Annotated in this window: 25 protein-coding genes and 1 pseudogene; 8 read left to right on the top strand and 18 right to left on the bottom strand. The window is 67.3% G+C overall.

Going from position 1 to position 26,931, the window contains the following annotated elements:
• A partial coding sequence (locus tag ATO4_RS28115) for a hypothetical protein (protein WP_210191097.1) occupies positions 1-396 on the top strand: 396 nt, incomplete at its 5' end.
• Between the two features lie 311 nt (positions 397-707).
• On the opposite strand, the gene ATO4_RS18035 is transcribed toward ATO4_RS28115, so the two are convergent.
• Positions 708-2,057: an Nramp family divalent metal transporter gene (locus ATO4_RS18035; protein WP_245308817.1), complete on the bottom strand. Its 1,350-nt coding sequence runs from the start codon at positions 2,055-2,057 to the stop codon at positions 708-710.
• A 605-nt stretch (positions 2,058-2,662) separates the two neighbouring features.
• Between ATO4_RS18035 and ATO4_RS18030 the strand changes: the two genes are divergently transcribed.
• Complete coding sequence (locus ATO4_RS18030) at positions 2,663-3,097, top strand: Fur family transcriptional regulator (protein WP_083592924.1); 435 nt, start codon at positions 2,663-2,665, stop codon at positions 3,095-3,097.
• A gap of 938 nt (positions 3,098-4,035) precedes the next feature.
• Here the strand turns inward: ATO4_RS18030 and ATO4_RS18025 are convergent.
• From ATO4_RS18025 to ATO4_RS18015, 3 genes are all read right to left on the bottom strand, one after another.
• Positions 4,036-5,481 carry a nuclease PIN gene (locus ATO4_RS18025; RefSeq protein ID WP_083592923.1) on the bottom strand — a complete coding sequence of 482 codons (1,446 nt, stop codon included), beginning with the start codon at positions 5,479-5,481 and terminating at the stop codon, positions 4,036-4,038.
• A complete protein-coding gene (locus ATO4_RS18020) occupies positions 5,481-7,292 on the bottom strand; it encodes an SIR2 family protein (RefSeq protein ID WP_245308816.1) in 1,812 nt (603 codons plus the stop codon). Before ATO4_RS18020 ends, ATO4_RS18025 begins: the two co-directional genes overlap by 1 nt.
• Before the next feature lie 308 nt (positions 7,293-7,600).
• A complete protein-coding gene (locus tag ATO4_RS18015) occupies positions 7,601-8,035 on the bottom strand; it encodes an OsmC family protein (RefSeq protein WP_083592921.1) in 435 nt (144 codons plus the stop codon).
• Between the two features lie 309 nt (positions 8,036-8,344).
• On the opposite strand from ATO4_RS18015, the gene ATO4_RS18010 reads away from it, so the two are divergent.
• The 4 genes from ATO4_RS18010 (at position 8,345) to ATO4_RS17995 (ending at position 12,196) form a co-directional block, all read left to right on the top strand.
• Entirely contained in the window at positions 8,345-9,298 is a 954-nt protein-coding gene (locus ATO4_RS18010) for a tyrosine recombinase XerC (RefSeq protein WP_083592920.1), read from the top strand.
• Positions 9,299-9,348: 50 nt separating this feature from the next.
• Positions 9,349-10,590 carry a TraB/GumN family protein gene (locus ATO4_RS18005; RefSeq protein WP_139802530.1) on the top strand — a complete coding sequence of 414 codons (1,242 nt, stop codon included), beginning with the start codon at positions 9,349-9,351 and terminating at the stop codon, positions 10,588-10,590.
• A gap of 84 nt (positions 10,591-10,674) precedes the next feature.
• Positions 10,675-10,866 (top strand): hypothetical protein, encoded by a 192-nt coding sequence (locus ATO4_RS18000; protein ID WP_083592918.1) that lies wholly within the window; start codon positions 10,675-10,677, stop codon positions 10,864-10,866.
• 235 nt (positions 10,867-11,101) lie between these two features.
• Positions 11,102-12,196 carry a nucleotidyltransferase domain-containing protein gene (locus tag ATO4_RS17995; protein WP_176223050.1) on the top strand — a complete coding sequence of 365 codons (1,095 nt, stop codon included), beginning with the start codon at positions 11,102-11,104 and terminating at the stop codon, positions 12,194-12,196.
• Between the two features lie 873 nt (positions 12,197-13,069).
• On the opposite strand, the pseudogene ATO4_RS17990 reads toward ATO4_RS17995, so the two are convergent.
• The 5 genes and pseudogenes from ATO4_RS17990 to ATO4_RS17970 form a co-directional block, all read right to left on the bottom strand.
• Positions 13,070-13,531: pseudogene (locus ATO4_RS17990) on the bottom strand (class II glutamine amidotransferase); the annotation flags it as partial.
• 219 nt (positions 13,532-13,750) lie between these two features.
• Complete coding sequence (gene coaE, locus ATO4_RS17985; RefSeq protein WP_083592916.1) at positions 13,751-14,353, bottom strand: dephospho-CoA kinase; 603 nt, start codon at positions 14,351-14,353, stop codon at positions 13,751-13,753.
• Positions 14,350-14,778 carry a nuclear transport factor 2 family protein gene (locus ATO4_RS17980; RefSeq protein WP_083592915.1) on the bottom strand — a complete coding sequence of 143 codons (429 nt, stop codon included), beginning with the start codon at positions 14,776-14,778 and terminating at the stop codon, positions 14,350-14,352. The genes coaE and ATO4_RS17980 overlap by 4 nt, the downstream gene beginning before the upstream one ends.
• A 2-nt stretch (positions 14,779-14,780) precedes the next feature.
• Complete coding sequence (locus ATO4_RS17975; protein WP_083592914.1) at positions 14,781-15,752, bottom strand: shikimate dehydrogenase; 972 nt, start codon at positions 15,750-15,752, stop codon at positions 14,781-14,783.
• A complete protein-coding gene (locus ATO4_RS17970; RefSeq protein WP_083592913.1) occupies positions 15,745-16,344 on the bottom strand; it encodes a Maf-like protein in 600 nt (199 codons plus the stop codon). The genes ATO4_RS17975 and ATO4_RS17970 overlap by 8 nt, the downstream gene beginning before the upstream one ends.
• A 539-nt stretch (positions 16,345-16,883) precedes the next feature.
• On the opposite strand from ATO4_RS17970, the gene hemE reads away from it, so the two are divergent.
• Together hemE and hemJ are read left to right on the top strand one after the other, a co-directional pair.
• Positions 16,884-17,903, top strand: a complete 1,020-nt coding sequence (hemE, locus tag ATO4_RS17965; RefSeq protein WP_083592912.1) for a uroporphyrinogen decarboxylase — start codon at positions 16,884-16,886, stop codon at positions 17,901-17,903.
• A 290-nt stretch (positions 17,904-18,193) separates the two neighbouring features.
• Entirely contained in the window at positions 18,194-18,685 is a 492-nt protein-coding gene (hemJ, locus tag ATO4_RS17960; protein WP_245308815.1) for a protoporphyrinogen oxidase HemJ, read from the top strand.
• A gap of 82 nt (positions 18,686-18,767) precedes the next feature.
• On the opposite strand, the gene ATO4_RS17955 is transcribed toward hemJ, so the two are convergent.
• The 9 genes from ATO4_RS17955 to ATO4_RS17915 form a co-directional block, all read right to left on the bottom strand.
• The gene (locus ATO4_RS17955) at positions 18,768-19,763 is read right to left on the bottom strand and encodes a dihydrodipicolinate synthase family protein (RefSeq protein ID WP_176223049.1); all 996 of its coding nucleotides are present in this window, start codon (positions 19,761-19,763) and stop codon (positions 18,768-18,770) included.
• A gap of 462 nt (positions 19,764-20,225) precedes the next feature.
• On the bottom strand, positions 20,226-20,705 hold the full coding sequence (locus ATO4_RS17950; RefSeq protein ID WP_083592909.1) for a F0F1 ATP synthase subunit B: 480 nt from the start codon (positions 20,703-20,705) through the stop codon (positions 20,226-20,228).
• 10 nt (positions 20,706-20,715) lie between these two features.
• Positions 20,716-21,321 carry a F0F1 ATP synthase subunit B gene (locus ATO4_RS17945; protein WP_083592908.1) on the bottom strand — a complete coding sequence of 202 codons (606 nt, stop codon included), beginning with the start codon at positions 21,319-21,321 and terminating at the stop codon, positions 20,716-20,718.
• Between the two features lie 75 nt (positions 21,322-21,396).
• Positions 21,397-21,624: a F0F1 ATP synthase subunit C gene (locus tag ATO4_RS17940; RefSeq protein WP_083592907.1), complete on the bottom strand. Its 228-nt coding sequence runs from the start codon at positions 21,622-21,624 to the stop codon at positions 21,397-21,399.
• 86 nt (positions 21,625-21,710) lie between these two features.
• Positions 21,711-22,469, bottom strand: a complete 759-nt coding sequence (locus ATO4_RS17935; protein ID WP_245308814.1) for a F0F1 ATP synthase subunit A — start codon at positions 22,467-22,469, stop codon at positions 21,711-21,713.
• Positions 22,470-22,689: 220 nt separating this feature from the next.
• Entirely contained in the window at positions 22,690-22,998 is a 309-nt protein-coding gene (locus tag ATO4_RS27275) for an AtpZ/AtpI family protein (protein ID WP_245308819.1), read from the bottom strand.
• Positions 22,999-23,219: 221 nt separating this feature from the next.
• Entirely contained in the window at positions 23,220-24,308 is a 1,089-nt protein-coding gene (locus ATO4_RS17925) for a TerC/Alx family metal homeostasis membrane protein (protein WP_245308813.1), read from the bottom strand.
• Positions 24,309-24,613: 305 nt separating this feature from the next.
• Positions 24,614-25,417 carry an ethanolamine ammonia-lyase subunit EutC gene (gene eutC / locus ATO4_RS17920; RefSeq protein WP_083592904.1) on the bottom strand — a complete coding sequence of 268 codons (804 nt, stop codon included), beginning with the start codon at positions 25,415-25,417 and terminating at the stop codon, positions 24,614-24,616.
• 13 nt (positions 25,418-25,430) lie between these two features.
• A complete protein-coding gene (locus tag ATO4_RS17915) occupies positions 25,431-26,798 on the bottom strand; it encodes an ethanolamine ammonia-lyase subunit EutB (protein ID WP_083592933.1) in 1,368 nt (455 codons plus the stop codon).
• Positions 26,799-26,931: the final 133 nt, after the last annotated feature.

The raw sequence follows: 26,931 nt of genomic DNA, 5'->3' as shown, positions 1-26,931 counted from the left end.
GTCTCAACTACCAACAATGTCAAAGATCACGGTCACAATGAAGGACCGGCGGATGAGAAGGCGTTGCCGCATCATCACCCTGTAGCAGTTCTGACCGAAGTCGGAAGAACCATTTTCGAAGCGTTTCGGCAACCGTTGGGACGAACCGTCTGGCTCGCCGGCGGCGCCGCTGCCGTCGATGAGCGGCTTATAGGCCCTACTCGTTTTCGGAGTCAACGCGTTTTTTTCAAAAAACTTCAGTCTCCTGAAAATCGCTCAAAAACGGCCGGAAATGCCGGTTTGGCGGCCTCTCCCGCGTCATGCGGTGGTCATGATGACGAATCGCCGACGGCTTTTCGGGGTCCGGGGGATTCGGATCGGCGCGTTTTTTTCCGCTGGTGCGGGCGTTTTTTTTGAGGGCCGTCCGGAAAAGGCGCCGGCGATGGCGGGAGCGCGCTCGTTTTCGCCCGAAGCCGCCGAAAGCCTGAATCGGGGCGGCCCCTGGCGATGCGCCCGCGATTCGCCTCTACTTGGCGCAGCTGCGTGCGGGCCCTCGCGGGCGCGGGCGTTGCTTTGCGTCTCGCCCGCCCCTCCAGCCGCTTGCCGGCCCGAGCCCGCCCCGGCCGGGCCCGGACCGGCCGAGACCACGATGGCAGGCATGGGCCGCCGTCGTTGCGGCGAGCCCGCTCCCGGGCATGATGGTCGGCGGCCGCGGCGGTCTGCCGCCCTCAAAAGCCCCCGTCGACGAAGTCCCACACCAGCTTGGCATTGAGGCCGACGATCAGGACGGCGATGATGCTGGTGATGGCGAGCAGCCAGAGCGGCGGCATGTGGGCGCCCATGCGCTTCTTCTGGGCGGAGAACACGACCAGGGGAATCACCGCGAAGGGCAGCTGCAGCGACAGGACGACCTGGCTGAGGACGAGGAGTTCGGCCGCGCCCTTCTCCCCATAGGCGACGATCGCCACGGCCGCCGGAATGATCGCCAGGCCGCGGGTGATCAGCCGCCTTGCGACGATCGGCAGGCGCAGCTTCAGGAAGCCCTGCATGACGATCTGCCCGGCCAGCGTCGCCGTCACCGTCGAGGAGAGGCCCGAGGCCAGCAGCGCGACGGCAAAGAGGATCGGCGCCAGCGACGAGCCGAGCAGCGGCTCGAGCAGCGCGTGAGCATCGGTCAGGTCCTCCACCTCTCCGGCCCCCGCCCCGTAGAAGGCGGCGGCCGCCAGGACGAGGATCGACGCGTTGACCAGGAAGGCGAAGCCCAGCGCCGCCGTCGAATCGATGGTCGCGTAGCGGATCGCCCGCTCGCGCCCCTTGCGGTCGAGGGCATAGGCCCGGGTGTGGAGAATGCCGGTGTGGAGATAGAGGTTGTGGGGCATGACCGTCGCCCCGAGAATGCCGAGGGCGAGATAGAGCATCTGGTTGTCGGTGACGATCCGGCCGGTGGGGATCAGCCCGGCGAGCATCGCGGCGACGGACGGCTGGGCGAGAATCAGCTGGCCGACGAAGCAGACCGCGATGACGAGGATCATCGCGGCGACGAAGGCCTCCAGCCGGCGGAAACCCTTGGACTGGAGGTAAAGGATCAGGAAGACGTCGAGGGCGGTGACGATGACGCCCCAGACCAAGGGCAGGCCGAACAGGAGCTGCAGGCCGATCGCCGTGCCGATCACCTCGGCGAGGTCCGTCGCGACGATGGCGAGCTCGGCCAGCGCCCAGAGCGGCAGCGACAGCCAGCGCGGCAGGAACTCGCGGCAGGCCTCGGCGAGATCGCGGCCGGTGGCGATGGCAAAGCGGGCGCAGAGCGCCTGGAGAAGCATCGCCATGATCGACGAGAGCAGCACGGCGGCAAGCAGCGCGTAGCCGAAGCGCGACCCGCCGGCGATCGAGGTCGCCCAGTTGCCGGGGTCCATGTAGCCGACGGCGACGAGGAAGCCGGGGCCGAGAAAGGCGAGGAAACGCCGCGACGCCGTCGTCGCCTCGACGGGGATCGAGCGGTAGGATTCGTCGAGCGAAGCATCGTTTGCCCCGCCGGACGGGCCGGGCCCCATGTCGGTTCGCTCCTCATAGGCGGCCATATCCGCTCCTCTGCCTTGCCCGGTCCCGTTCCGCCGGTGGCCGGGACATCCCGCCGTCCCCCGCGGCCATCGCCCGAGCCGGCGCGGGTGACGTGCCCGTGCCGGCGGCTGCGGAGCACCATGCGCCTGCGCAGATGAACATGCAAATCATTTGCAAGAGCATGGGTTGCAGAGGACGGAGGGCCCGCCGGATCGATGCCATGGAGATCCGGCGGCCGGCGCTCGAGGGACCAAAGTCCCGGGCCGCCGACGGGTTCCCTCGGGAAGGCTGCGGCTCCCCGCAGGCTCCCCGCCGGAGCGGGATGGCTTTTCTTCCAACAGCCACCCCGCTCAGGATCTCTCTTCCGCATGATCTTTTCCGAACGCCGGCCAGCTTTCGGGATCATGCTCCGGCCCCTCGGAGACCCTCGGAGCGCTCCGCCGCCAGCCGGACGGCCAGCCGGACTGTTCTCGCAGAGCGGACGCGCGGCGGGCCGGCGGGGCCGGCGGGCGAGTCCCGTCACCGCCGCGCGACACGCGGCCGCCGGGAGAAACGGTTGCCACATCTGCCGGAACCGGGCAGGAGTTCTGCGACGAATGGATGAACGGGGCGGTGTCGGAGCAGCATGGCGCAGGGACGCGAGAGAAGCCGGACGGGCGATCTGGAGGCGGTGCTGCGCAGCGCCGGGCTGCGGATCACGCGGCAGCGCCGGACGATCCTCGCGATTCTCGCCGAGGGCGGCGACCATCCGGATGCGCTCGCTTTGTTCCGGCGGGCGGCGCGGCAGGATCCCTCGATCTCGCTGTCGACGGTCTACCGGACGATGAAGGTGCTGGAGGAGCGCGGCGCCATCCAGCGCCACACCTTCGAGGGGGGACCCGCCCGCTTCGAACAGGCCGACGGCGCCCATCACGACCATCTCATCGACCTCGACAGCGGCGCGGTGATCGAATTCCGCTCCGAGCGCATCGAGAAGCTGCAGGAAGAGATCGCCGCCGAACTCGGCTACGAGATCGTCTCCCACCGCCTCGAACTCTACGGGCGCCGGCGCCGGGATTAAGGTCGCCGGGACTGAGGCTGCCGGGCGCCAGCCCGCGAGCGGACATGCCAAGGCGACCGGCGCCGCGGCGCGGCCCGGTTTTTCGCCCATTGCCTGCCCCGCTTGCCATCAGCCGGGGCGATGTCTCTCGCCGTCGCCCCCAGCCCCATGGGGCAACGGGCGGACAGCGGAGCGCCGGAGGCCAGCCCTCCGATAGTCTAAAGTCTTACGGCTCGCCTCCGGCGTTCCGCACGGTGTCTTTGCGGGTCCTTCTGGCTTGCTCGCCCCGCCCGGCGCCTCGGCTGATCGCCTTGGCCCCTGGCCCGAGTTCGCTCACCGGCTGCCGACGCTTCACGGGATGCCCCTTTTCAGGACCTCCCGTTGTAGCGGTCCAATCCGCACCCGCCTCGTAATGGGCGAGGGGTCGGCGGAGCCTCAGACCCGTCCGAGTCGCAAAAACCCTCCGGAAGGGTTCGCGCCGCGGACACCGCCCGCCCTCCCGAACGATCCCGGCGATCGTCCGTGTCCCTCGGGACGGCGGTGCGGGGATTCTAGGGGCGGCGCGCGGGGTGGGGATATCTTTTTGGTGCTCGCTCTCTTCCCTCGTCCTTCGACAGGCTCAGGATGAGGGAAGAGTGCGGCCGAGACCATCACGACGACGGGCGGAGATATTGACGGGTCGACGATGACGCGGCGACGCCGCACAGCGGTCCCCGTAGCCCCTCATCCTGAGCCTGTCGAAGGACGAGGGGCGCTTGGTGGAGGTCAGATCGCGGCTTTGCGCACATGACGGTCGTTCAGGAGTTTTTTGCGTACTCCCGATAGCTGCCGCTAGAAGTCAGATTTTGGCCAACGCTGTACATCTCTGGTGAGCGCTACACAGTGAAAAAAATGCCTAGCTAACGGCTCAAGCTTTGCTCGAACCCAAATTCTTTGGAGAAGGGTGTCAGACAGCGCGGTCACATGAACAGGCGATAAGGATAGACGTTTCGTGGCAGGTCTGGCACGTTCGCTATCGTGCGTGCTAGCTTCTGCGAATAGCGAATGCTGACCGGCACAGGATCGTAGAGAGCGTCGTTGTTCCAATCCATTTTTGTGAGAGCCAACGCCTCGTGGGCAGTGAGTTCAAGCGGCCCGCTTCCAGCATGACGGATCAGTTGGAGCGGGCGGGGGATGCTCTTGCTACCCTGATAGTAGTCGCCCTTGATCGAAACCTCGGGAGCGTTGCCCGCCACCCATACCAAGGCGGAATTGCCCGTGCGGACTACCATCGTGCCACGGGGCACGGGAAACGCCGACGGCTTTGACGGCTTCTCTGCTCCCGACCTAATGAGCCAGACGCCGCGCCAGCACGAAGCCGAACTCACCTCGACGCACTCTATTTCCGCTACGCCGGCAAGCGCGTCGAATGCGCCTTCTATTTCGGCTTCCTTGAAGGCAGTCGTTTTGTGAATGACCATGCGCTTTGGCAGGTTGCCGCCATTGCGCCCCTGATAGAGTTCCAGGCTACGGGCGAGAACTGCCCGCATGTCGTCTCGGCTGAGAAAGGGGTTCCTGCGGGCTTCGGCCAAGTCGGCCACCGGATCTCGCGCCTCGAACGCGACAAACTGCATGCCGCCACCGTCCATGTCGAAGACCTGCGAGCAGCATGTCACATAATGCGCCTCGTGCTGGTCACCACGCAGGGCATAGGCCAATCCGATGTAGGCAGTGTCTGCCGGCACGCCTTTTAGCGGAGCGAGCTTCCACGGGATGCCCGCTGCCTTCACATACAGTGCGGTCGAAAGACGCCACGCGAGCGAGGCCTTGTAACTGAAGGTGAAGACGCGATCGTTCAGGACCTGGGTCGGAATATTATACTTCGCACCCAGAGCTTTCAGCACGTCGTGTGCGTCAAAGTGTTTTCCGCGTGTCGCCGTATCCCAGTTGTCGGGGAAGTGAACCAGCACAACGTCGAATTCGTTGCGAACGGCGTCAAGTTGGCGGAGCGCTGCATCCATGGCAAGGTAGAGGCGGTGCTGTGCGTTGCCGTCACCCGACAATTGGTCGAGGTGTTCAGGCCATTTGATGTGCGCGCTTGCGGGCGCGGGCTCGAGCGACACGCGGAAGAGGCGTTCGAAACCGGGATATTCCGGCACATATTCCGATCGGTCGGAAGGACGGTGCGCGCTCCGCAATAACTTCATCAGGTCGCCACGACGATGGAAAGCGCTTTTCGGGCCAACCGTGGCGATGCGTACACGGGAAGTGTATCCGCTAAACGATCCCTCCGAATACGGCCCGAAGTTCAAGAGGCCGCGTAGTGGATGAACATCAACCTGGGTAGCGTCGGAAGGCGAAAACGACAGGTCCGGCTCTTCCAAGAGCGTGAATGGCGGCAGCTCGGTGAGGGCTGGATTTGCCATCACTTGCTCCTGTCGAAGTAGGCATCGTGATGCGAAGGACGGCTAAATCCGGTGATAGGTGACACCGTGAATACGGCGTCAATTCCGGCGCCCTCTGTAAGCCCAAAGGCGCTTCGAGCCGTGCCTCCAGTTTTTGTAAGGAGGTCAGCCCATGCCCCGATAATGCTGGCCCAATGCCCGTTATACTTCTGCGCCCAACGTTCGCGGCGCCAGTCACCTGCAGGATCACCTCGGCGCTCGGCTTGTATACACATATGCGCCGGGGCTCGGTCGGCGACGGAACCATTTGTTTGGGACGCGTCCTGTGGAGGTAGCTGGACGAACGTATACGGTTCGAAGCCGCACCACCATTTCCCGTCGAGCTGTTCCAGTTTGAGGTCGACGCCCTCCAAAAACTGGAAGCCAAGCTTGGGCACTACACCGAAGAGATCGCTCCTGTATGCGTCGCGCAGCCCGGACAAAGCTTGTTGCTGACGCTTTGTCCGCTCAGGGTTATCGCCGTCGCGCGGTGTGGCGACCACGAGCGAATGACCTAAACGCCTGTAGCGGGGGATGAGCGGGCGCTGTCGGGCCAGAGACCGTACGAGCGCGTCGTAAAGCAAGCCCATGGCCCAGCTATCGGCGACCGGATCGAGGTCGATCGTTCCAGCGAGCGATGGACACAGCGGCGCCAAGGCGTCCAGAATCTCTTGGTCCCGCCCGAACACCGCAAGCTCTCGCCCCAACGCAGCTGCCGTCGCTCGACACGCCTTCGCCTTGAAAATCTCGCGCACCTCGGCCCACGTTGTCGATTGACTCAGCTTGATGCGCCTTGCCGTCGTCGGCATCGATTCGAGAAGAATTGCCGAATAGCGCAGTACGGGGAACGCGCGGGCTCTGGCACTTGGAATTTGAACGGGTACGAGGCGCGGCGTAGGTCGCCCTTCCATCACGTGATCGTGGAGCGCCTGCGGCAGATCGGTCGTCTTGATAATTTCCGCGACTAGCTCATCGAACGTTGTGCATTCGACAACCGAAGCGTCGACCCCGGCCGCCCGCGCACGATCTAGAAATTCGGTGACGGCTGGAAGCAGGCGGCTTGTTGATGAGGCCACCCAATAGAGCCCATTCGGGAACGGAGAGGGCGCATCGAGGACGTTATTCAACGCGCCCAAGATCGAGCTATCGCGCCCGCTGTAACCTACAAACAGCATTCCGAACCGTTTTCCAGCCTCCACCAGGACATGCCGCATACGGGTGTCCTGCTGCTCCAACTCCGATCCTGTATTCTTGATCGCGATGGACTGATAATCCCCATGGAGCTTCGCAATTAGCGGCCAGTTGGATTCATTGAGGCAGAGCATGGCGCGGTCGGCGGAATCGATCGCTGCTATAGTGGGCCGTCTCCGGTCAACGGTTGACAAGGTTGCGTACGCGGCAGCCGCCGCGTTTTCTGCAAGCTGGTCGAAATTGGTCGTGAAAATGCAGTCTGCCTTGCCCGCGGCCATCAGACCCGCGAGCACCTTGTGCCCGAAGCATGGCGTGCCTTTGGCGATCGCATCCTCGATATATTGTCGACGGTGGCGAGGCTGTGGATAGACTGCCTCGAAGGCAGCGGCATATTCCGCGGGATCTCCGTCCGGCGGCAGTAGAGATGTTCGACGAAAGAAGTCATCGATCCGATCGATCCAGATGGGATCAGCGGTGTCAATTTCCCGCTTAGAAAGATTCGTCTCGCGGCAGAAGATTTGGGCCTTGAAGTCTCGAATCATCGCGTAACCGGTCGGGATTCCGGATGCCGCCGACGCGCCGGCGCCGAGAAACCATGCCACCAGATTTGGCCGTAGGGCGAAGGCTGTCGCAAAATGAGCGGCGGACAGTGTTGGGACCGAACTGATTTGGCTCTCCCTAGATGTATTCGAACTACAGATACCCTATCGAATTGTAGTTTGGCACCCGCTGTCGCGCCCAAGCCGCGATGAAGGGCAGTTTATCGATGTTCTACGCTCCGTTGCGGACGTTCCGCTCTCGGCCCCATCCCGCCATCCCCTTCAGCAAAAAAACCCGCGCGGCCTTCACCGCACGGGCTCCCTTGTCGGCCGGCCCGTCGCCGCGTCGGGGCGCCGGCGGCCGCTCCGCCTCACACCAGCTTCGCGTCCAGCGTCACCTCGATCGCGCCCAGCGCCTTCGACACCGGGCAGCCTTCCTTGGCCTTGGCGGCGAGGTCGCCGAAGGTGGATTCGTCGACGCCCGGCACCTTCGCCTCGAGGGTGATGGCGCTCTTCGTGATGGCGAAGCCGCCGCCTTCCTGTTCGACGCTGACCACCGCTTTGGCGTTCAGCGCCTCGGCGGGCGTGCCGTTTTCGGCGAGGAAATGCGACAGCTGCATGGCGAAACAGCCGGCATGGGCGGCGGCCAGCAGCTCTTCCGGATTGGTGCCGGAGCGGCCGCTCTCGTCCTCGAAGCGCGCCTTGAAGGAATAGCCGTGCTGGTCGAGGGCGCCGGACTGGGTGGTGATGGTGCCGGTGCCGTCGGCAAGGGCGCCCTTCCAGATCGCGGTGGCGTGACGTTTCATGGGGTGGTCTCCTTCGATGTCGGGAATGGGGAACGGCCGTCCGGGGCAAGGGTTCGGCGGAGCGGCCCGAAAGGGGGAAATGATGCAGGCGTGAACCAAGTCGAGATCGGCGGGCGGCGCCTTGGGAAAGACTTCATTGACCGGTCGGTGGTTTCATCGCCGGGGCCCGCCGCCCATGATGGCGGCGCGGGGCGGCGGCCGGCGGGCCGGGCGACGAGGGGCGCGTCGATCCCGGGCGGGCGGATCCGCACGCGGCGAGGTCTCGGGGCCCGGGCGACGATCGGACGATGAAACGGATTCGGGAGGACCATGAGCGACACCATCCTCGTCCACGCGGCGCCGGAGCTCCTGGCGGAGAAGGCGGCCTTCCTCGAAGCGCTCGCCAGCGAGCGCAATGCCAGCCCCCACACCATCGCCTCTTACGAGCGGGACCTGCGGCAGTTCCTGGTCTTCCTCACACGCCACAATGCCCGGCCGGCGGCGATCGCCGATCTTGCGGACCTGAAAGCCGCCGAGCTTCGGGCCTTCCTTGCCGACCGGCGGCGGGACGGGGCGGGGGCGCGCTCGCTCGGGCGCAATCTTTCCGGCGTGCGCGCCTTCCTGAAGCATCTGGAGCGGCGGGGCCTCGTCTCCGCCGCCGGCGCAAGGGCGATGCGGGCGCCGAAGGCCGCCAAGTCGCTGCCCCGGCCGCTGTCGGTCGCCGATGCGCTGGGGGTGGCGGAGGAGGCGGGAAGCTTCGCCGTCGAGCCCTGGATCGCCGCCCGCGACGTCGCCGTCCTGACGCTGCTCTATGGCTGCGGCCTGCGCATTTCCGAGGCGCTCACCCTTGCCGGCGACGCGCTCGAGGACCCCACCGCGCGGGCGATGCCGATCACCGGCAAGGGCGGCAAGACGCGGATGGTGCCGCTGCTGCCGGCCGTCCACGCGGCGGTGGCGGACTATCGCCGGCTCTGTCCGTTCCAGCTATCCGCCGAAGCGCCGCTGTTTCGCGGCGCGAAAGGCGGGCCGCTGCGGGCGCAGATCGTCCAGCGGGGGATGGCGCGGCTGCGCGGGGCGCTGGGGCTGCCGGCCTCGGCGACGCCCCATGCGCTGCGCCACTCCTTCGCCACCCATCTGCTTGCCGCCGGCGGCGACCTGCGCACCATCCAGGATCTGCTCGGCCATGCCAGCCTGTCGACCACCCAGAATTACACGGCGGTCGACTCCGGCCGGCTGATGACCATCTATCGCGAGGCTCATCCGCGCGCCCGCCGGCGCGGCTGAGGCGAGGGCCGAAGCTTCGCAGGGCTTTAAGGCGGCGCAGGGAGCATGCCGTGAGCGCAGCATCGAAGGCCGCCCGGACGGGGCGCAGGGTGACCCGTCGTTCGATGACGGGCCTTGTCTGGCAGACCGGCCTTGCGGTTCTCGTCGCCGGCTTCCTCCTCCCGTCGGCCAGCCTTGCCGCCGGAGCGGACTGCCGGGGCGCGAGCCTGCTTCCGGGGCTTGCGGCAGACGGCAAGCTGGCGGCCGTCGAGGCCGAGGCGGCCAAGACCGTCAATGGCGAGGGCCGGTTCTGGCGGATCGAGGCGCCGGGTAGCGATGCCGGCGCGCCGCCGTCGCATCTCCTCGGCACCATGCATCTCGGCGACGCGCGGGTGCTGGCTCTGCCGGAGGTGGTGGCATCCGCCTTCGAGGCCAGCGACGGCCTGGTCCTCGAGACCACCGACGTCCTCGACCAGACGAAGATGGCGGCGGCGCTGTTTGCCGATCCGACTCTCACGACCCTTCCCGACGGCAAGACGCTCGGCGACTATCTCGGCCCGGAGGACGAGGCCGCGCTCGCCGCCAAGCTTTCGGCCAAGGGCGTGCCGCTGCAGGCGGTGGAGCGGCTGCAGCCGTGGTTTTTGTCCAGCGGCTTCATGCTGCCGGCCTGCCTGAAGGACGCCTCGGGCGGCATGCCGCTGGTTCTCGACACCAGCCTGGCGAAACGCGCCGAGGCGGCCGGCAGGCCGGTCGCCGGGCTGGAGACGGCGCTGGAACAGCTGAGCGTCATGGCCGCCCTGCCGATCAAGGATCAGATGGACGGCTTCGTCGCGCTGATGGCGGCCGAGGACAGGCTGGGCGACATCTTCGAGACGATGATCGAACTCTATCTCGGCGAACATGTCGCGACGATCATGCCGGCGATCGAGGCCGCAGTGCCCGACGGCGGCATGCTGGTCGGCGGCGGCGAGGGCTATGCCGCCTTCGAGGCAAAGCTCATCACCGAGCGCAACCTGCGCATGGCCGAGCGGCTGGAGCCGCATCTGAAGGAAGGCGGCGCCTTCGTCGCGGTGGGGGCGCTGCATCTGCCGGGGACAAGCGGCCTCGTCGCGCTGCTGCGCCAGCGCGGCTACCGCGTCACCCGCGTGCCGGCCCCGGTTACGGCTTCGGTTCCAGCCTCGGGCGAGGCCCCGGAGGCCGCCACGGACGATCCGCGGAAAGCCGCCGCCACGCCGGCTCCGCCCCCGGAAACGATGCCGGGCTTGACGCCGGGCGCGGGTGGCGGCGATGACGCGGGCGACACCAAGAAGTGATTCCCGCCCGGCCCGGCTGCGCTTGCGCCGATCCCCTGCTCGCGTAGCATCGCTTGATCCGCAACCGCAGACGGAGATCCCGACATGAAGGTCTTTCTCGCCGTGACGACCGCCACCGGCCTCGCGCTCGCCAGCGCCTCCGGCGCCATGGCCTGCAGCTTCAAGAAGGACACGACGGCCGAGGCGCCGATGACGCCGATCGTCACCGCCGACCGCAAGGCCGACGAGAAGGCCCCGGCCCCGACGCTGCCGCTCGGCGACCAGAAGAAGGGCTGAACCGGCCCCCGCCGACGGGGCCCGCGGCTCCGCCGGCTGCCGCCCGGCAGGACCGGCCGGCTCCGAAGCGTGATCCCAAACTGCGAACCGGTTTCCGGGAAGGATCATGCGGTCACCCGACGAAGGAGCGGAGCGGCCCAGTCGCCAGCGTGGGGCCGCCAGCGTCGGGCCGCCAGCGTCGGGCCGTCGGTGTTGGGCCGTCAGGGTCGGCACCCGCGCGGGCGGGCCATCTGCTTTGCGCCGGCCGATCGGCCGTGTTACCCCAATCTTGATCAGGTCGCGGACCTGTTGGGGTAACGCCATGCTTTTCAAGACGTTGCGACTTGATCAATCGCGTCAGGTCGCCGATCTCGGGCAAATCTTCGCGGTCATGGGCGAAGGTCGTGATCGGCTCGCCCATTATCGGGGAACGATGCGATGGAAGACGATCAAGGGTCGCGCCTATCTGTATCGCCGCGTCGGCATCAGGGACATGTCTCTCGGCCCCCGATCACCTGAGACGGAAGCGATCAAGCTCGCATTCGACCAGGGCAAGGCCACGGCCCAGAGCCTGCATGACGAAGCGCGTCGCCGGATCGAGGCCATGGCACCGGTCAACCGGGCCCTCGGTCTCGGCCGCGTGCCGGTGATCGCGGCCCGGATCGCGCGGCGGCTTCTCGATGAACGATTGCTCGGCACATCGGTCTCGATCGTCGGGACCAACGCTCTCTTCTGTTACGAGGCCATGGCCGGCGGGCATTTTTCCAACGACCTCGCCGCGACGGAAGACATCGATCTCCTCTTCGACTCGCGCATGCGCATGCAGATCGTCTCCGAAGAGCTTTCGGCCGCAGGACTCATCGGCATTCTGAAATCCGTCGATCGGTCTTTCGAGCGACTGTCCGGTGGCTTTCGCGTGGTGAACCGCGACAACTATCTGGTCGATCTCATCGCCCCCATGTCGAAGAAGGCGGTTCGATCACCGCCCCAGAGCTTGACGCAGGCCGAGGGAGACCTCGTGGCAGCCGAAATTGCTGGGCTGCAATGGCGGATCGACGCACCCAAGGTGGCAGCCATGGCCATCGACATGCGCGGTCTTCCGGTCCAGCTCCATTGTGTCGATCCGCGGAGTTTCGCGGTCCACAAGCTGTGGCTGTCCGAACGCGGCGACCGGGATCCGCCCAAGCGGATGCGGGACCGGGCCCAGGCCATGGCGGTGTCGCACGTCGTCCGCAGACACCTGCCGAATCTGCGTTTCGACGATCGCAGTCTCGAGGCGCTGCCGAAGGCGCTCCGCAATCGGGTGAGCGAGTTGGCACCGGACGAGCCGGGGCCAGACGCGGACTGGTGAGGTCGCCGCCGCCGGCGTGCCGGTTCGCGGCCCGGTCTCGGCCGGTCCTCGGCCGGTTCTAGAGCATGATCCCGAAAAGTGGGAACCGGTTTTCGGGAAAGATCATGCGGCAAGAAGAGGAGTGAGCGGGATGTCGATCGAAGCTGATCTCATCGCGCTCTAACAGATGCCGCGGGCCGCGGGCCTGGCGTCGAAGCGAACGGCCGGCTTCGGGTCGAACGGGGCGAGGGTCATGCGCCCGTCCGGCCAGGCGGTGAGCATCGAGGACGGCGGCACGAGGTTCCAGTCCTCTTCGGTGTCGTCGCTCGGCTCCGAGGCGATGACCGTTCCCATGCCCATGGCGCCGCCGATGCGCCGCCAGAACAGCGAGGGCGGCCGCCCGTCGTCGGCCCAGCGATAGGCGGTGAGGCGCTCGCCGTCGGCATGGATGGCGGCAAAGCGGATCGCTCCGGTGTCGCCGCCCGGGCAGAACCCGGGCGCGGCAGCGCCGTCCGGGCCGCCGTCACCGGGACGACCAGTGCTCTCGCCGGCATGGGCAACCGTCGGTCCGAAGGCCTGGGGGAAAGACCCGTTCGCTCCGCTTGCGCCCGTGCCTCTGCCCGTCTCCGTTGGGCCCGTCTCCCTGCCCGTCTCCCCGGTCGCGGCCCTGCCCCCTGCCCCGGTCATGCCCGCCCTGGTCGTGTCCGTCGCGGCATCCCGGATGGCTATGATCTCGGCCAGCGTCGCGGCCATCGCCTCGGCGGTGCTCGCCGGCGAGCCGGCCCGGCCCTCATGCAAACCCCGGTCGCCGCGACCGTCAGAACCTTCTGTCAGCCCCCCTGCCCAGTCCTTTGCCGAGTCCTTTGCCAGATCCCTTGCCGGGTCCTTGCCGAGCCCGGCGCGGCAGGCCGCGAGGAAGATCGCCTCCGAATCGGTCGAGCCGCGGCGCAGGTGGTAGAGCTCGTCCGGGATCAGCGCGTCGATGCGGCGGCGCAGCCGGGTATAGTCGCCGATCTGGCCGTTATGGGTGAACAGCGACCGCCCGTCGGTGAAGGGGTGGCAATTGGCCATCGACACCTCGCCGCTGGTCGCCGCGCGCACATGCGCCATGAACAGCGGCGAGCGGATCTGCCGGCAGAGCGAGACGAGATTGGCGTCGGACCAGGCCGGCACGATGGATCGGTAGAGCCCCGGTTCCGGCCGCTCGGCATACCAGCCGATGCCGCTGCCATCGCCATTGACCGGGGTCATCGCCCGGCGCGCCGCCATCGACTGGGCGATCAGCGACGAGCGCGGCTCGACGAGGAGAGCGTCGAGAAAGATCGGCGGACCGGCATAGGCGAGGAGTCGGCACATGGTCGTTTGATGCCAGGTCATGACCCGGAACCGCGCCAGACCGGCGCGGGCAGGATCCGTGCGAAAAGAAAAGACTGCAGCAGGTGACGAGCGGGCCTCGGGTCGTCCCTCTCCGGCAAGACCCGGCGGCCGACCTTGCGAGTGGAAAACCCAAGGCATTTCCTGATCTTCGCGATGCATGATGGCGCGGGGCTGACCAGGCGCCGCGCCGGCGATCGCTCAGCCGGCCGCCGGCCCGGGTGCGACGCCGAGTGCCCGCAGGATCGCCGCCACCTCGCCCCGCGCCGCCTCGATCCCCCGCGAGGTATCGACGACGAAATCGGCCCGCGCCCGCTTTTCCGCGTCCGGCAGCTGCTTTTGAAGGATCGCGCGGAACTTCGCCTCGCTCATGCCCGGCCGGGCGAGCACCCGCTGGCGCTGCAGGTCGGCGGGAGCCGAGACGACGACGACCCGGTCGCAGCGGCCCTCACCGCCGGTCTCGAACAGCAGCGGGATGTCGAGGATGGCGGCCGGCGCGCCGTCCTTCCGGGCGGTTTTTAGGAATGCGACCTCCGCCTCGCGCACCAGCGGATGGACGATCGCCTCCAGCCGCCGCAGCGCCTCCGGATCGCCCAGCACCTGCCGGCCCAGGCGCTCGCGATCGACGACGCCGTCCTCGAGCGTGCCGGGGAACGCCGCCTCGATCACTGGCGCCGCCGCCCCGGCATAGAGCGCATGCACCGCCTCGTCGGCCGAATGGACCGGCAGGCCCGCCTCGGCGAACAGCTGCGCCGTGGTGGTCTTGCCCATGCCGATGGAGCCGGTCAGGCCGAGAACGATCACCGCGGCGAGACCTCTTCCTCGTTGATGACGAGGGCGATCAGCCATTCGCCCGACAGATCGTTGCGCCGCAAAGCGTAGCGGCATTCGAATTCCATCGCGACGTCGCCGTCCCGGCGCTCCTGGGTCCAGGACAGCGCCACCAGGGCGGCGTTGCTCCACGAGGTCGCCTCGACCACGTGAAAGCTGGAATGGGCGATCTCCTCGTGTTCGAACACCTCGAACAGCGCCTCGACATTCTCGGCGAGCTCGTCGGAATCGGCAAAGACCGTGCCCTTGCCGAGCTGCCAGATCGTCACCGGATAGGCGAAGCAGTCGAGGACCTTTTCCGTGTCGAAATCGTCGAAGCCCTCGACATAGCGCTGGAAGAGGCGCTCGACCGCCAGCCGGAATCCGGATGGCCGGCCGCCTGGGGATTCCTGCGCCATCGTCACAGCCCGCTCTCGATGTCGGCGACGAGCCGCGCCCGCAGCGCCTCGTCGACGGCCGGCCGCCGTCCGAACCAGCGCTCGAAGCCGGGCACCGCCTGGTGGAGCAGCATGCCGAGGCCGTCGGCGAAGGCGAGGCCCCGCGCCTCGGCCGCCCGAAGCGTCGGCGTCATCAGCGGCGAATAGACGATGTCGGTAACGAGGGCGTCGTCCTTCAGCGCCGACAGGTCGGGCAGGGTCTCGGGGAACCAGCCGGGCGTCTCCTCGTCCCTTGGCGGGATCGGCGCGGTATTGACCAGAAGGTCGGCGCCGGCGAGACGGGCGTCTCTGGCCTCCTCGCCATGGCCGAAGACCCGGCCGGGATGCGCCGCGTCGAACCGTGCGGCGAGATCCTCGGCCCGCGACGGCGTGCGGTTGACGATCTCGACGCGGCCGACGCCCCGCGTCAGAAGCGCGTGGACGACCGCCCGCGCCGCGCCGCCGGCGCCCAGCACCACCGCCGTCTCGGCCGCGTCCCAGCCGGCAAGCCGCTCGTCGAGATTGGTGGCAAAGCCGTAGGCGTCGGTGTTGCCGCCGACGAGGTCGTCGCCCTCGAACCACAGCGTGTTGACCGCGCCGATCGCCTCGGCGTCACCGTCGCGCCGCACCACATCCTCGAAAGCCGCGACCTTGTGGGGAATCGTGACGTTGCCGCCGACGAAGCCCTGGTCCTTCAGCGTCGCGAAGAACTCGCCGATCTCCTCCGGCGGCACGCCCTTGCGGACATAGGAGCCGGGAAGCTCGAAGGCCTTCAGCCAGGTCGCATGGATCAGCGGCGAGCGCGAATGCCAGACCGGCCAGCCGGTGATGAAGGCCCGCGGCCCGTCCGGCTTGGCGGTGCCACTGTCCGGATCGAAGATCGAGCCCTTGCCGCGGGGCCTTTCGGCGCCGCTGACATAGGGCTTTGGTGTCCATTCGCCGTTGCGGTCAGCCATCGATTTCCCCCCTTGCCCGCAGTTCCTTCAGGAGCGGCAGGATCGGCAGGCCGATGATGGTGAAATAATCCCCCTCGATCGCCTCCATCAGCTGCACGCCCTCGCGTTCGATCTGATAGGCGCCGACGCTGGTCAAGGCCCTTGCACCGACGGAGGCCAGATAACGGCCGACGAAGCCCGGCTCGAGCTCGCGCAGGGTGATGCGGGCGACCGCCACGTGGCGCCAGGTGACCGCGCCCTTCTCGACCAGCACCACCGCGCTGTTCAGCGTGTGCGTCCGGCCGGAGAGGGCGAGCAGCGTGCGCCGCGCCTCCTCCATGTTGGCGGGCTTGTGGAACACCCGGTCCCCCAGCGCCAGGGTCTGGTCGGCGCCGATGACGATCTCGTTCGGATGATCCTGCGAGACGTCGGTGGCCTTGGCTTCGGCGAGAACGGCGGCAACGTCTTCCGCCGTCGCCCCGCTGCCAAGGAGCGGCGCCTCGATCGCCCGCTCGTCGAGATCGGAGGGCCGCACCGTGAAATCCACGCCGGCATTCTTCAGGAGTTCCCGGCGATGGACGCTGCCGGAGGCGAGGACGATGCCCTTGGCCATGGATTACGAACCTTTTTAATCAATTCTTCACGGAACGGGTGCTTGATAGCGTCATGGCCCCGCAGACCCAAGGGGGGCGGATTCGATTCCCCGCTGCGACGCAAGCGGCAAGTCGAGATGCACCCGGGATTCTCAAGGCCCTGTGCGCAACTGGGGGGTAACCACCGGCTTTGCCGAGAGGGTCCCGTCGCCCTGTTCATCAAACCGTCATTTATCCACATTTCCAGACTCGCAACGCCTTGTGAACGGGCTCGAGCGAATCTGTGGCCAACCCCTGTCAAGCCGCATCGCGATCTGATCCGTCTGTCCGCAGTGGACCCGGCGGCTCGTCTCTCGCCAAGCGCTTTGCCCTGCTGACGGATTCGAAAACCTCCCCGGACTTCACACGGCCGGCTCGATCCGGGTTTTCCCGCCGCGCCGGGCCGACGCTGCGACCATGCCCAAATTGGCGTCACATGTGAATCCCGGCTATTCACCGACTCTAAGAATCAGCAATTTCTCTTAAAAGAGATTCTTGGTAGATTGGGAGAAAGCCGGAGATGGAACAGCGCAAGCTTCTGAGGGTGCTCCAGGGCGAGACGGTGTCTCCCCCGCCGGTCTGGCTGATGCGCCAGGCGGGACGCTACCTGCCGGAATATCGCGAGATGCGGGCGAAGGCCGGAGGCTTCCTCGATCTCTGCTACGATCCGGACTTCGCCACCGAGGTCACGCTCCAGCCGATCCGCCGCTTCGGCTTCGACGCGGCGATCCTGTTCTCCGACATTCTCGTGATCCCGGATGCGCTCGATCGCGGCCTGCATTTCGTCTCCGGCGAGGGGCCGAAGCTGACGCCGATCCGCGCCGACGAGATCGCCGGCCTCGATCCCTCCCGCGGCGAGACCCATCTCGCCCCGGTGATCGCGACGGTGGCGAGGCTGCGCGAGGAACTGCCCGCCGAGACGACGCTGATCGGCTTTTGCGGCGCGCCCTGGACGGTGGCGACCTACATGATCGCCGGCCACGGCACACCGGACCAGGCGCCGGCCCGGCTGTTCGGCTACCGGCATCCGGAGGCGATGGAAAAACTCCTGTATCTCCTCGCCGAAATGAGCGCCGACTACCTGATCCGCCAGCTCACCGCCGGTGCCGACTGCGTCCAGATCTTCGATTCCTGGTCGGGCGTCCTCGACGAGGCGAATTTCGAGGCCTATGCGATCGGCCCGGTCCGCCGGATGGTCGAGAAGGTCCGCGCCGCCAGGCCGGACGCCAAGATCATCGGTTTTGCCAAGGGCGCCGGGGCGTTCCTGTCGACCTACCGGCAGAAGACCGGCGTCGACGCCGTCGGGCTCGACTGGCAACTGCCGATGGATTTCGCCCGCTCGCTGCAGGCCGAGGGCGCGATCCAGGGCAATCTCGATCCCCTGCGGCTGATCGCCGGCGGCCGGGCGCTGGACGAGGGCGTCGACCGGATCCTCGAGCATCTCGGGCAAGGTCCGCTGATCTTCAATCTCGGCCACGGCATCACCCCCGACGCGCCGATCGCCCATGTCGAGGCGCTGCTGAAGCGGATCCGGGGGTAGCCGCAGGACAGCGAACGGACGTCGCAGAATGGCTCTGCGAGCGGTCTTCCATGCCGATGTTGTCGGGGCCGGTCGGCCCCGCCTGCCGCCGTCCACCAACAGCTTTCCCACAGGCCCGACTGTATGAGCGGGGTTTCGGGGTCAACGGGCCTGCGGCGAATTGACTCCACGGCAGTGTCCGAGTCACCAACGGAGCCGGCGGCGAACCGGGACGACTCGGGCCGCCGCCGAACCACCGGCCACCCGCAGGCCACCCGCAAGGACCACCCGCAAATCCGATGAAGAACGCGATGATCGCCCTTGTCGTGACCTGCCTCATCGCGGCGCTGATGTTCCTCGTGCTGCCGTCTTCGGCCTATCTGTGGGTGAAGTCGGTGCATGTCTTCGCCATCATCGCCTGGATGGCCGGCATGCTCTATCTGCCGCGGCTGTTCGTCTACCATGCGGATGCCGAGGTGGGGTCCGTGCAGTCGGAGACCTTCAAGGTGATGGAGCGCCGGCTCCTGAAGGGGATCATCAATCCCTCGATGATCGCCACCTGGGTCGCCGGCGTCTGGCTCGCGATCGACGGCGGCTGGCTGACCTCCGGCGATTACTGGCTGCACCTGAAGATCGTCCTGGTCCTGGTGATGTCCGGCATCCACGGCACGCTCACCGCCGCGACCCGGCGCTTCGCCGAGGACCGGAACGACAAGTCCTCGCGCTACTGGCGGGTGCTCAACGAGGTGCCGGCGCTGCTCCTCGTCGGCATCATCGTGCTGGTGGTGGTCAAGCCGTTCTGATCTCGCCGGCGGCGGGCTGCGGCGGTCTCGCTCCCGTTTGCGGGAGAGAAAGACCGCCTCGTCCGGCCATGCCGGGTCGGCCTCAGCCGAGATAGCCCGGCCCGTCGACCGGCAGGAAATCGCCGGCGATCTCCGCGGCCGCTTCCACGAGGCCCATCGACAGGACGTTGCCGTCGACCTTCAGCGGCAAGGGCGCGTCCCGCCATTTCGCCCCATGGGCGGCGATGTGGTCCATCGCACGGTTGGCGTTGGAGAAGGCGTTGGCGCCGCCCTCCCCTTGCGCCTTGGCGAAGATCGCGGCGATCGCCTGCGACAGGCGGGCGGAGAGCGCCGCGGCCTCGTCCTTGCGGTTCTCGGCCTTCAGGGCGAGCAGCCGGCGGAGCGGCTCGCCGAGGACGTTGCCGGTGGAGAGCAGCCAGCCGTCATAGGGTCCCTCCGGCTTCAGTGCTTCCAGATAGCCGCCCTCGGCGCCGCGCACGAGCGCCACCTGGCCGAAGTCGAGGCGGCTGTTCGCGATAACGTCCTCGCCGGAGGAATCCTTGAACAGCGTCACCCGCGGCGAGGCCGCGAGCTGCCGGAACGTTTCCGGCGCGATCCGGCAGCCGGTGACCTGCGGCAGCTGGTAGACGGCGATCGGCAGCCGGCTCGCGGCAAACACCGCCTGATAGTGCGCGAGGATCGCTTCCTGGCTCGCCTCGGCATCCACCGGCGGGCAGACCACGGCGCAGCTCGTGCGGGCGGCGAGCTCGGTATCCCTCAGGAGCCGCGCCTCGAGATGGGCGAGCCGGGCGATCACGGCCTCGGTGGTCGGCCGGAGGGCGCCGAAGACCAGCACCGGGTCGAGCTCGGCCACATCGGTCGAGGCGGCAAGGTCGATCAGCGCGTCGAAGCCCGGATCGGCCAGCTCCCAGCCGTCGCCGGTCGAGCCGGCGAGCATGATCTGCCGCACGCTCGGCCGGATGGCCCGGATGTGGGCGAAGGTGCGGGCGGGATCGACGGTGCCGGCCGCTGCATAGTGCGTAAGGACGGGAACGAAGAGGGCGTCGGCGAGGCGGCTGGCATGGGGCTCGGGAATCATTTCGGCTCCTGTCGTCTGATGCGGTCTGGCCGGCGCGTCCCCCCACACGGGGGACCGGCCCTCGCGAGCGATCATGCACGGACAGACGGGTCAGGGGAATCCCGCTCGGCGCGGATCTCGTCGCGTCGCCCAGGAAGCAGGGCGCCGGTCGCATCCGTCGGGCGCGGTGCTGCGGGAGACGAGACCTGCGAGAGCGCGAATATCGATAGCGATCTCAGGGCGCGGCGCAGCCAGAGTGCGGATATTCCATCGCTTACGGCCGATCGCTTACGGCAGACTGCGATGGCCTCGCCAGCGCTGGAACAAGGCATGAGCGGACGTCGCCGGGAATCCTCCCCGCACCGCTCTCGCCGATTCGTCCGACTGTCGGTTTACCCGCTCGACCACTCGGCATTCGCCCATGAAAAAAGCCGGACCCGAGGGCCCGGCTTTCGTATGGAAGGCAGGATCGAAGCGATCGGCTCAGTTGAGGCGACGACGAACTTCCTCGATCGAGGTGTCGATGAACTGGCCACTGCGGCCCGCCGAGTTGCGATCGGCGATGATCCTCGCCGAGGCCTCGATGGCGAGGTTGACGGCAGAGGCGCGGACCTCGGCGATCGCATCGTTCTCGGCCTGGGCGATCTTCGCTTCGGCCATGGCGGTGCGCCGCTCGACATAGTCCTCGTTGCGCTGGCGGGCTTCGGCGAGCATCGCCTCGGCCTCGCGCTTGGCGGCGGCGACGATGTCCCTCGCCTCCTCTTCGGCCTCGCGGCGGCGGCGCTGATATTCGGCCAGCTGCTGCTTGGCCTCTTCCTTCAGCTCCCGCGCCTCCTCGATCTCCTTGCGGATGCGCACCGCACGGGCATCGAGGTTCTTGGCCACCATCGACGGCGCCTTCAGATAGATGACGAGGGCGAAGAACAGGAGGAGACCGGCAAAGGTCCAGAACGTATTGTCCATCAGGGTCTCCTTAGCGGCTCGTATGGGCGACGGCGCCGGCGATCTCGTCCTGGCTGGCCTCGATGCTGGCGACCTCGCGCAGGATGGTGTCGGTGACGTCGCGAGCGATCTCGTCGACCTCGCCCAGCGCCGAACGCTTGACCCCGGCGATGCGGATCTGGGCTTCGTCGAGCTTGGCGTTCAGCTCGGTGTCCAGACGCTTGCGTTCCTTCTCGGCGTCCTCGCGGGCCGATTCCTTCGCGCCGACGGCGATCGCATGGGCGCGATTGCGGGCCTCGGCCAGCTCCTGCTCATAGGTCGCCTTGGCCTCGTCGGCATCGGAGCGCATGCGCTCGGCCGCCTCAAGATCGAGGGCGATCCGGTCCCGCCGGTTTTCCAGGATGCCGCCGATCCGCGGCATGATCACCGTCTTCAGCAGCCAGTAGAAGACGCCGAAGGTGATCGCCAGCCAGAGGATCTGCGAAGGGTAGAATTCGGGATCGAAGGGCGGGAAGCCTGCCCCGTGTTCACTGGCGGGAATGGAGCCCGCGTGATGGGTCTCCTGCACACCATGAACCTGCGACGGCAGGTGCTCCGTCGTTCCCCCGTCCTGGGCATGGGCTTGCGTGACGAACATCGCGGGTCTCCATCAAGGAAGACCGGCGGCTTCGTGGGCCGCCGGTCGGAACGTTCGATTCGCTGGCGACTTGCCTCAGACGGCGAAGAGCAGCAGCAGTGCGATGAGCAGCGAGAAGATGCCCAGCGCTTCCGTCACGGCGAAGCCGAAGATCAGGCGGCCGAACTGGCCGTCGGCAGCCGACGGGTTGCGCAGGGCGCCCGCGAGATACTGGGCGAACATGTAGCCGAGGCCGAGGGCGGTGAAGCCCATGCCGAAACATGCAAGGCCGGCGCCGATGAACTTTGCTGCATCCGCTTCCATTTCAAACTCCTCTTGAACTTTTCCGATTGCGGCTGGTTTCGCGGCACGATGCCGCGCGGTGGGCGAACCCGTCGGGCGACGGGAACTCAGTGATGCGGGTGGACGGCGTCGTTGAGATACATGCAGGTCAGGACCGCGAAGACGTAGGCCTGCAGGGCCGCCACCAGGAATTCGAGCGCCGTGAGGGCGACCGTCATCAAAAGCGGCAGGATCGACCCGATGACGCCGAGCGTCCCGAGCGCGCTCATCGACACGACGAAGCCCGCGAAGACCTTCAGCGTGATGTGACCCGCCAGCATGTTGGCGAAGAGACGAACCGAGAGCGAAACCGGCCGGGACAGGAAGGAGACGATCTCGATCGTCACGACGAGGGGCAGGATGTAGCCCGGGACGCCGGACGGCACGAACACCATCAGCCATTTCAGGCCGTGCTTGTAGAAGCCGTAGCCGACGACGACGCCGATCACCAGGAGCGCCAGGGCGAAGGTGACGATCAGATGGCTGGTGACGGTGAAGAAATACGGCACCATGCCGAAGAGGTTGGCGACCAGCACGAACATGAAGATCGAGAAGACGAAGGGAAAGAACTTCATCCCCGCCGTGCCGGCGGCGTCGCGCAGCATGTTGGCGGTGAACTCGTAGGAGAGCTCGGTGATCGACTGTCCCCGCGAGGGGACGAGGCCGCGGCCGCGCGTCGTGTAGTACAGGAACGCGGTGGTCACCGCGACGGTCAGCACCATGAACAGGGCTGAGTTGGTGAAGGAGAAATCCCAGTCGCCGATCTGGATCGGCACGATCCGCGTGATCTGGAACTGATGAATCGGATCTGTCGGGTCGTGTTCCAAACGGCCTGGTCCTTCGTCGAATGCTGCACCCAAAGGGGAAGTCGGATTGCCCATAGCGTTCCCCGAAGCTCGAAGCAACACCCATTCGGCGAGTTTCGAGCTGCCTGGCGCAGCTTTCGGCTAGAGCGGGAGGAGATCAGCTTCGATCGGCATCCCGTTCCATCCTCCTCATGCGGCATGATCTTTTCCGAAAAGCGGTTCCCACTTTCGGGGTCGCGGTCTAGTCGGCGGGCCGCTTCGGCGCATCTCCGGAAGCCGGTGGCCTGGCGGCGGGCGGCGGCGAGACGTGGCGAAGGACGTTGCGGACCCCGGCCGCGAAACCGATCATGAGGAAGACGATCAATCCGAACGGCAGCGTTCCGGCCAGCCGATCGATGCCGTAGCCGATCGCCGCGCCGACGACGACGCCGGCGACGAATTCCGAGCCGAGCTTCAGACCCTCGGCGAGACCCTGCATGGTCCCCGGACGGCGCTCGCGCTCGGCTTCCGCGGCATGGCGCACCCGGTGCTCGGCGAGCTTCGCCTCCAGCGCCGCCCGGCGGGCGTCCCACGCCGCCGCGTCGGCCGGTTCGGCATTCGCCGGAGCCTGCGGCCGATCGGCGCCCTCGTCGCTGCCGGTGTCTCGCTCTGCCACGTGTCGTCGCTCTCCCCGGCGCCTGGACCTTCGCCCCGCAACACCGTCCCCCAACTTGGTCCCCCAACTTCGTCCCAAGCAACTGACAGTCCGGGGCCGGCGATGCAAGCTCGCGCTTATTTCGGAGGCTTCTCCGACAGCGAGACCATCGACCGGCTCTTCAACAGGCTGGCGATGGTGGTGACCACCAGGATGGAGACGATGACGATCAGCGAGAAGGAGGTGGTGATATGTGGCAGGCCCTCGATCGGCTGGCCGCCATTGATGAAGGGCAGCGTGTTCTGCTCCATGGCGTGGAGGATCAGCTTCACGGCGATGAAGCCGAGGACGAGCGACAGGCCGAGACCCAGATAGACCAGCCGGTCGAGCAGCCCGCCCACCAGGAAGTAGAGCTGGAGCAGGCCGAGCAGCGCGAAGGCGTTGGCGGTGAAGACGATGTAGGGCGCATCCGTCAGGCCGTAGATCGCCGGGATCGAATCCAGCGCGAAGAGGATGTCGGTCATGCCGAGGGCGATGATCACCAGCACCATCGGCGTGTAGAACCGCTTGCCGTTCTGGATCACGGTGAGGGCGTTGCCGTGGAACTGCGAGGTCACCGGCATGCGGCTCTGGAACCACTTCACGAAGGCGTTGGGCTCGTATTCCTCATCCGTCGCCTTGTGGCCGGCCATGCTCTCGACCGCCAGCTTCCAGGCCGTCCACAGAAGGAACAGGCCGAAGATGTAGAACACCCAGGAGAAGCGCTCGATCGCCGCCGCGCCGATGGCGATGAAGATGCCGCGCATGATCAGCGCCAGCACGATGCCGATCAGGAGGGCCTTCTGCTGGTCCTCCCGCGGCACCTGGAACGACTTCATGATGATGACGAAGACGAAGAGATTGTCGACCGACAGGCTCTTCTCGGTGATGAAACCGGCGAAATACTCGACGCCGTGGGTGTGGTCCCAGAACCAGAAGACGCCGCCGCCGAAGATGCAGGCGAGGACGATGTAGAAGACCGACCAGACCGCCGCTTCCTTGAAGCTCGGCTCGTGGGCCTTGCGCACATGGGTGAGGAAATCGAACAGGAAGAGGCCGGCGAACCCGCCGATCGTGGCAAGCCACACGAAGAGCGGGATCGAACCGTCGCCCGCCGAACCGGCGAAGAAATCTTCCAACATCGAACTCCCGTCGGTGGATTCGGCGAAGTGCCGATCGCTTTCCATGTCTTCATCGCGCCGGTCGCCACTGCGCCGGCCTTGATCGCGCCGGCCCGCTCGGGGCCGCCCACGCGCAGCAACGGCCGGCGAGCCTCTCGGCTCCGCCGGCCGTCGCCCTTAGATGTGTTGCCGCAAGACGGCTTCAAACGGGGGTCGCGCAGATTTTCGGGTGAGCGGGCAAAAAACACCGACACGCGAACGGTCATCGCACAGGACCGCCCCGCCCGAGCCCTGCCCGAGCCTCGCCCGAGCGGCGGTGGATTGCCGGAAAAGCCTGGGACGCCAGACGGTTGTCCGGCCTTGCGAGGTTTTCAGCCGGGCAGCTGCGGGTGCGCCTCGTCGTTGCCGATCCGGTCGTCGGCATCGTCCTTGAGCCGGGTGCCGGAGAGCCCGAGCTCGGCTGCCCGGACGACGAGGCCGGCGAGCTTGGCGCCGGCGACCTCGGGGCGCAATCCGCCGGGGCGGATGTTGGAGACGCAGTTGCGGTCGGCATCGGAGCGGCCGGGCCCGGGCCCGAAGGTCAGATAGGCGCCGAGGCTGTTGGCCGCCGAAAGCCCCGGTCGCTCGCCGATCAGCATCAGCACGATCCTGGCCTGAAGCGCCTCGCCGATCGGATCGGACAAGGCGACGCGGGCGCCGGAAGCGATGACGACGGGGGCGATGCGCCAGTCGTCCGGCAGGGCGGCGAGGAGCCCGGTCGCGACCATGGCGCCATGGCCGTTGACCGCCGTCGCCGACAGCCCGTCTGCGAGGACGAGGGCGAGGTCGAAGGGTGCCCCGGGGGCCTCCGCCAGTGCCTGGCGGGAGGCGTCGGCGAGCAGGCGCCCGAGATCGGGGCGCCTGAGATAGGTCGCCCGGTCGCCGGCCCGGCTTGCGGCGGCGATGGTCGCAAAGCCGGCGTCTTCGAGCGCCGCGGCGATCGCGTCGGTCTCGAAGGCCGAATGCACCGCGTCGCGGGCTTTCGCATGGGCCTCGGCGAAATCCAGATGCGCCGCCGTCGGCAGCCCCGCCCCGCGCCGGCCGAGGCCGATCCGCGCCTCGGTGAAGGCGCGCAGGCGTTTCAGGGGGTGGTCGGTGCCATCCACGGCCACGGGGGGTGTTGGTGCGTCCTTCATCGGGCCTTCCCCATCACTCCGCCGCCGCGAGCAGCCGGGAGCGGGCGAGCAGCCCGGCGTCGCCGCGGCTCGCCTCCGGCAGGAGGAAGCCGCGCGGATCGAAGATGCCGACATCCGTCGCCCAGGCCTCGAATTCCGGGGCGGGCCTCAGGTCCAGTGCCCGGCGGACATAGGCGGCGTCGTGATAGGAGGTGGACTGGTAGTTCAGCATGACGTCGTCGGAGCCCGGCACGCCCATGACGAAATTGACCCCGGCAACGGCGAGCAGCGTCAACAGGTTGTCCATGTCGTCCTGATCGGCCTCGGCATGGTTGGTGTAGCAGACGTCGACGCCCATCGGCACGCCGAGCAGCTTGCCGCAGAAGTGGTCCTCGAGGCCGGCCCTTGTGATCTCCTTGCCATCGTAAAGATATTCCGGCCCGATGAAGCCGACCACGGTGTTGACGAGCAGCGGATCGAAGGCCCGCGCCACGGCATAGGCCCGCGCCTCCATGGTCTGCTGGTCGATGCCGAAATGGGCGTTCGCCGACAGCGCCGCCCCCTGCCCCGTCTCGAAATACATCACGTCCGTGCCGATCGTGCCGCGCTGCAGCGACTTCGCCGCGTCCTGGGCCTCCTTCAGCATGGCGAGGTCGATGCCGAAGGAGGCGTTGGCCTTTTGCGACCCGGCGATCGACTGGAAGACCAGGTCCACCGGCGCGCCGCGGGACATGCAGTCGATCGCCGTCGTCACATGGGCGAGAACGCAGGACTGCACCGGGCAGTCGAGCCGGAGACGCAAATCCTCGATCAGCTCCAGCAGCCGACGCATGGCGGACGGGCTGTCCGTCGCCGGGTTGATGCCGATCACCGCGTCGCCGCAGCCGAAGGCGAGACCGTCGAGAATGGAGGCGGCGACGCCTTTCGCATCGTCGGTGGGGTGATTCGGCTGGATGCGCACCGCGAGGCGCCCGGGCAGGCCCACCGTGGTGCGGAACTTCGTGACCACCGGCCGTTTCCGGGCGATGGCGATGAGATCCTGGTTGCGGCAGATCTTCGACACCGCTGCCACCATTTCGGGCGTCAGCGCCCATTTCAGCGCGGCGATCGCCTCGGGCGTCGCCTCGTCCGTCAGCAGGAAGTCGCGCAGGTCTCCGACGGAGAAGGCCGAGATCGGCCGGAAGGCGGCCTCGTCATGCTGGTCGAGGATCAGCCGCTGGACCTCGTCGCTCTCCGGGTCGATCAGCGGCGTCTGGAGGATGTCGGCGAGCCCGGTGTCGGCCAGCCGCCGCTGCGCCTTCACCCGCGCCTCCTGGCTCGTCGCCGCGACGCCGGCGAGGAAATCGCCGGAGCGGGCCGGCGAGGCTTCGGCGAGAAGGGTCTTGAGCTGTTCGGGACTCATGGGAGCCTTGTCCTTGGATGCGTCCGCTCCGACGCCGGTCATGTCACGGGTCGGGCGGCCGGCCGTTTGCCCCATGGAACGGCATTTCGCGCCGGTGGTCAAACCGCGTGCAGGGTGACGCGCGGGGACCGCG

It is taken from the genome of Aurantimonas sp. 22II-16-19i (genome assembly GCF_002088275.1).
GTDB lineage: Bacteria > Pseudomonadota > Alphaproteobacteria > Rhizobiales > Rhizobiaceae > Jiella.
This window is presented reverse-complemented; position numbering and strand designations above follow the sequence as displayed.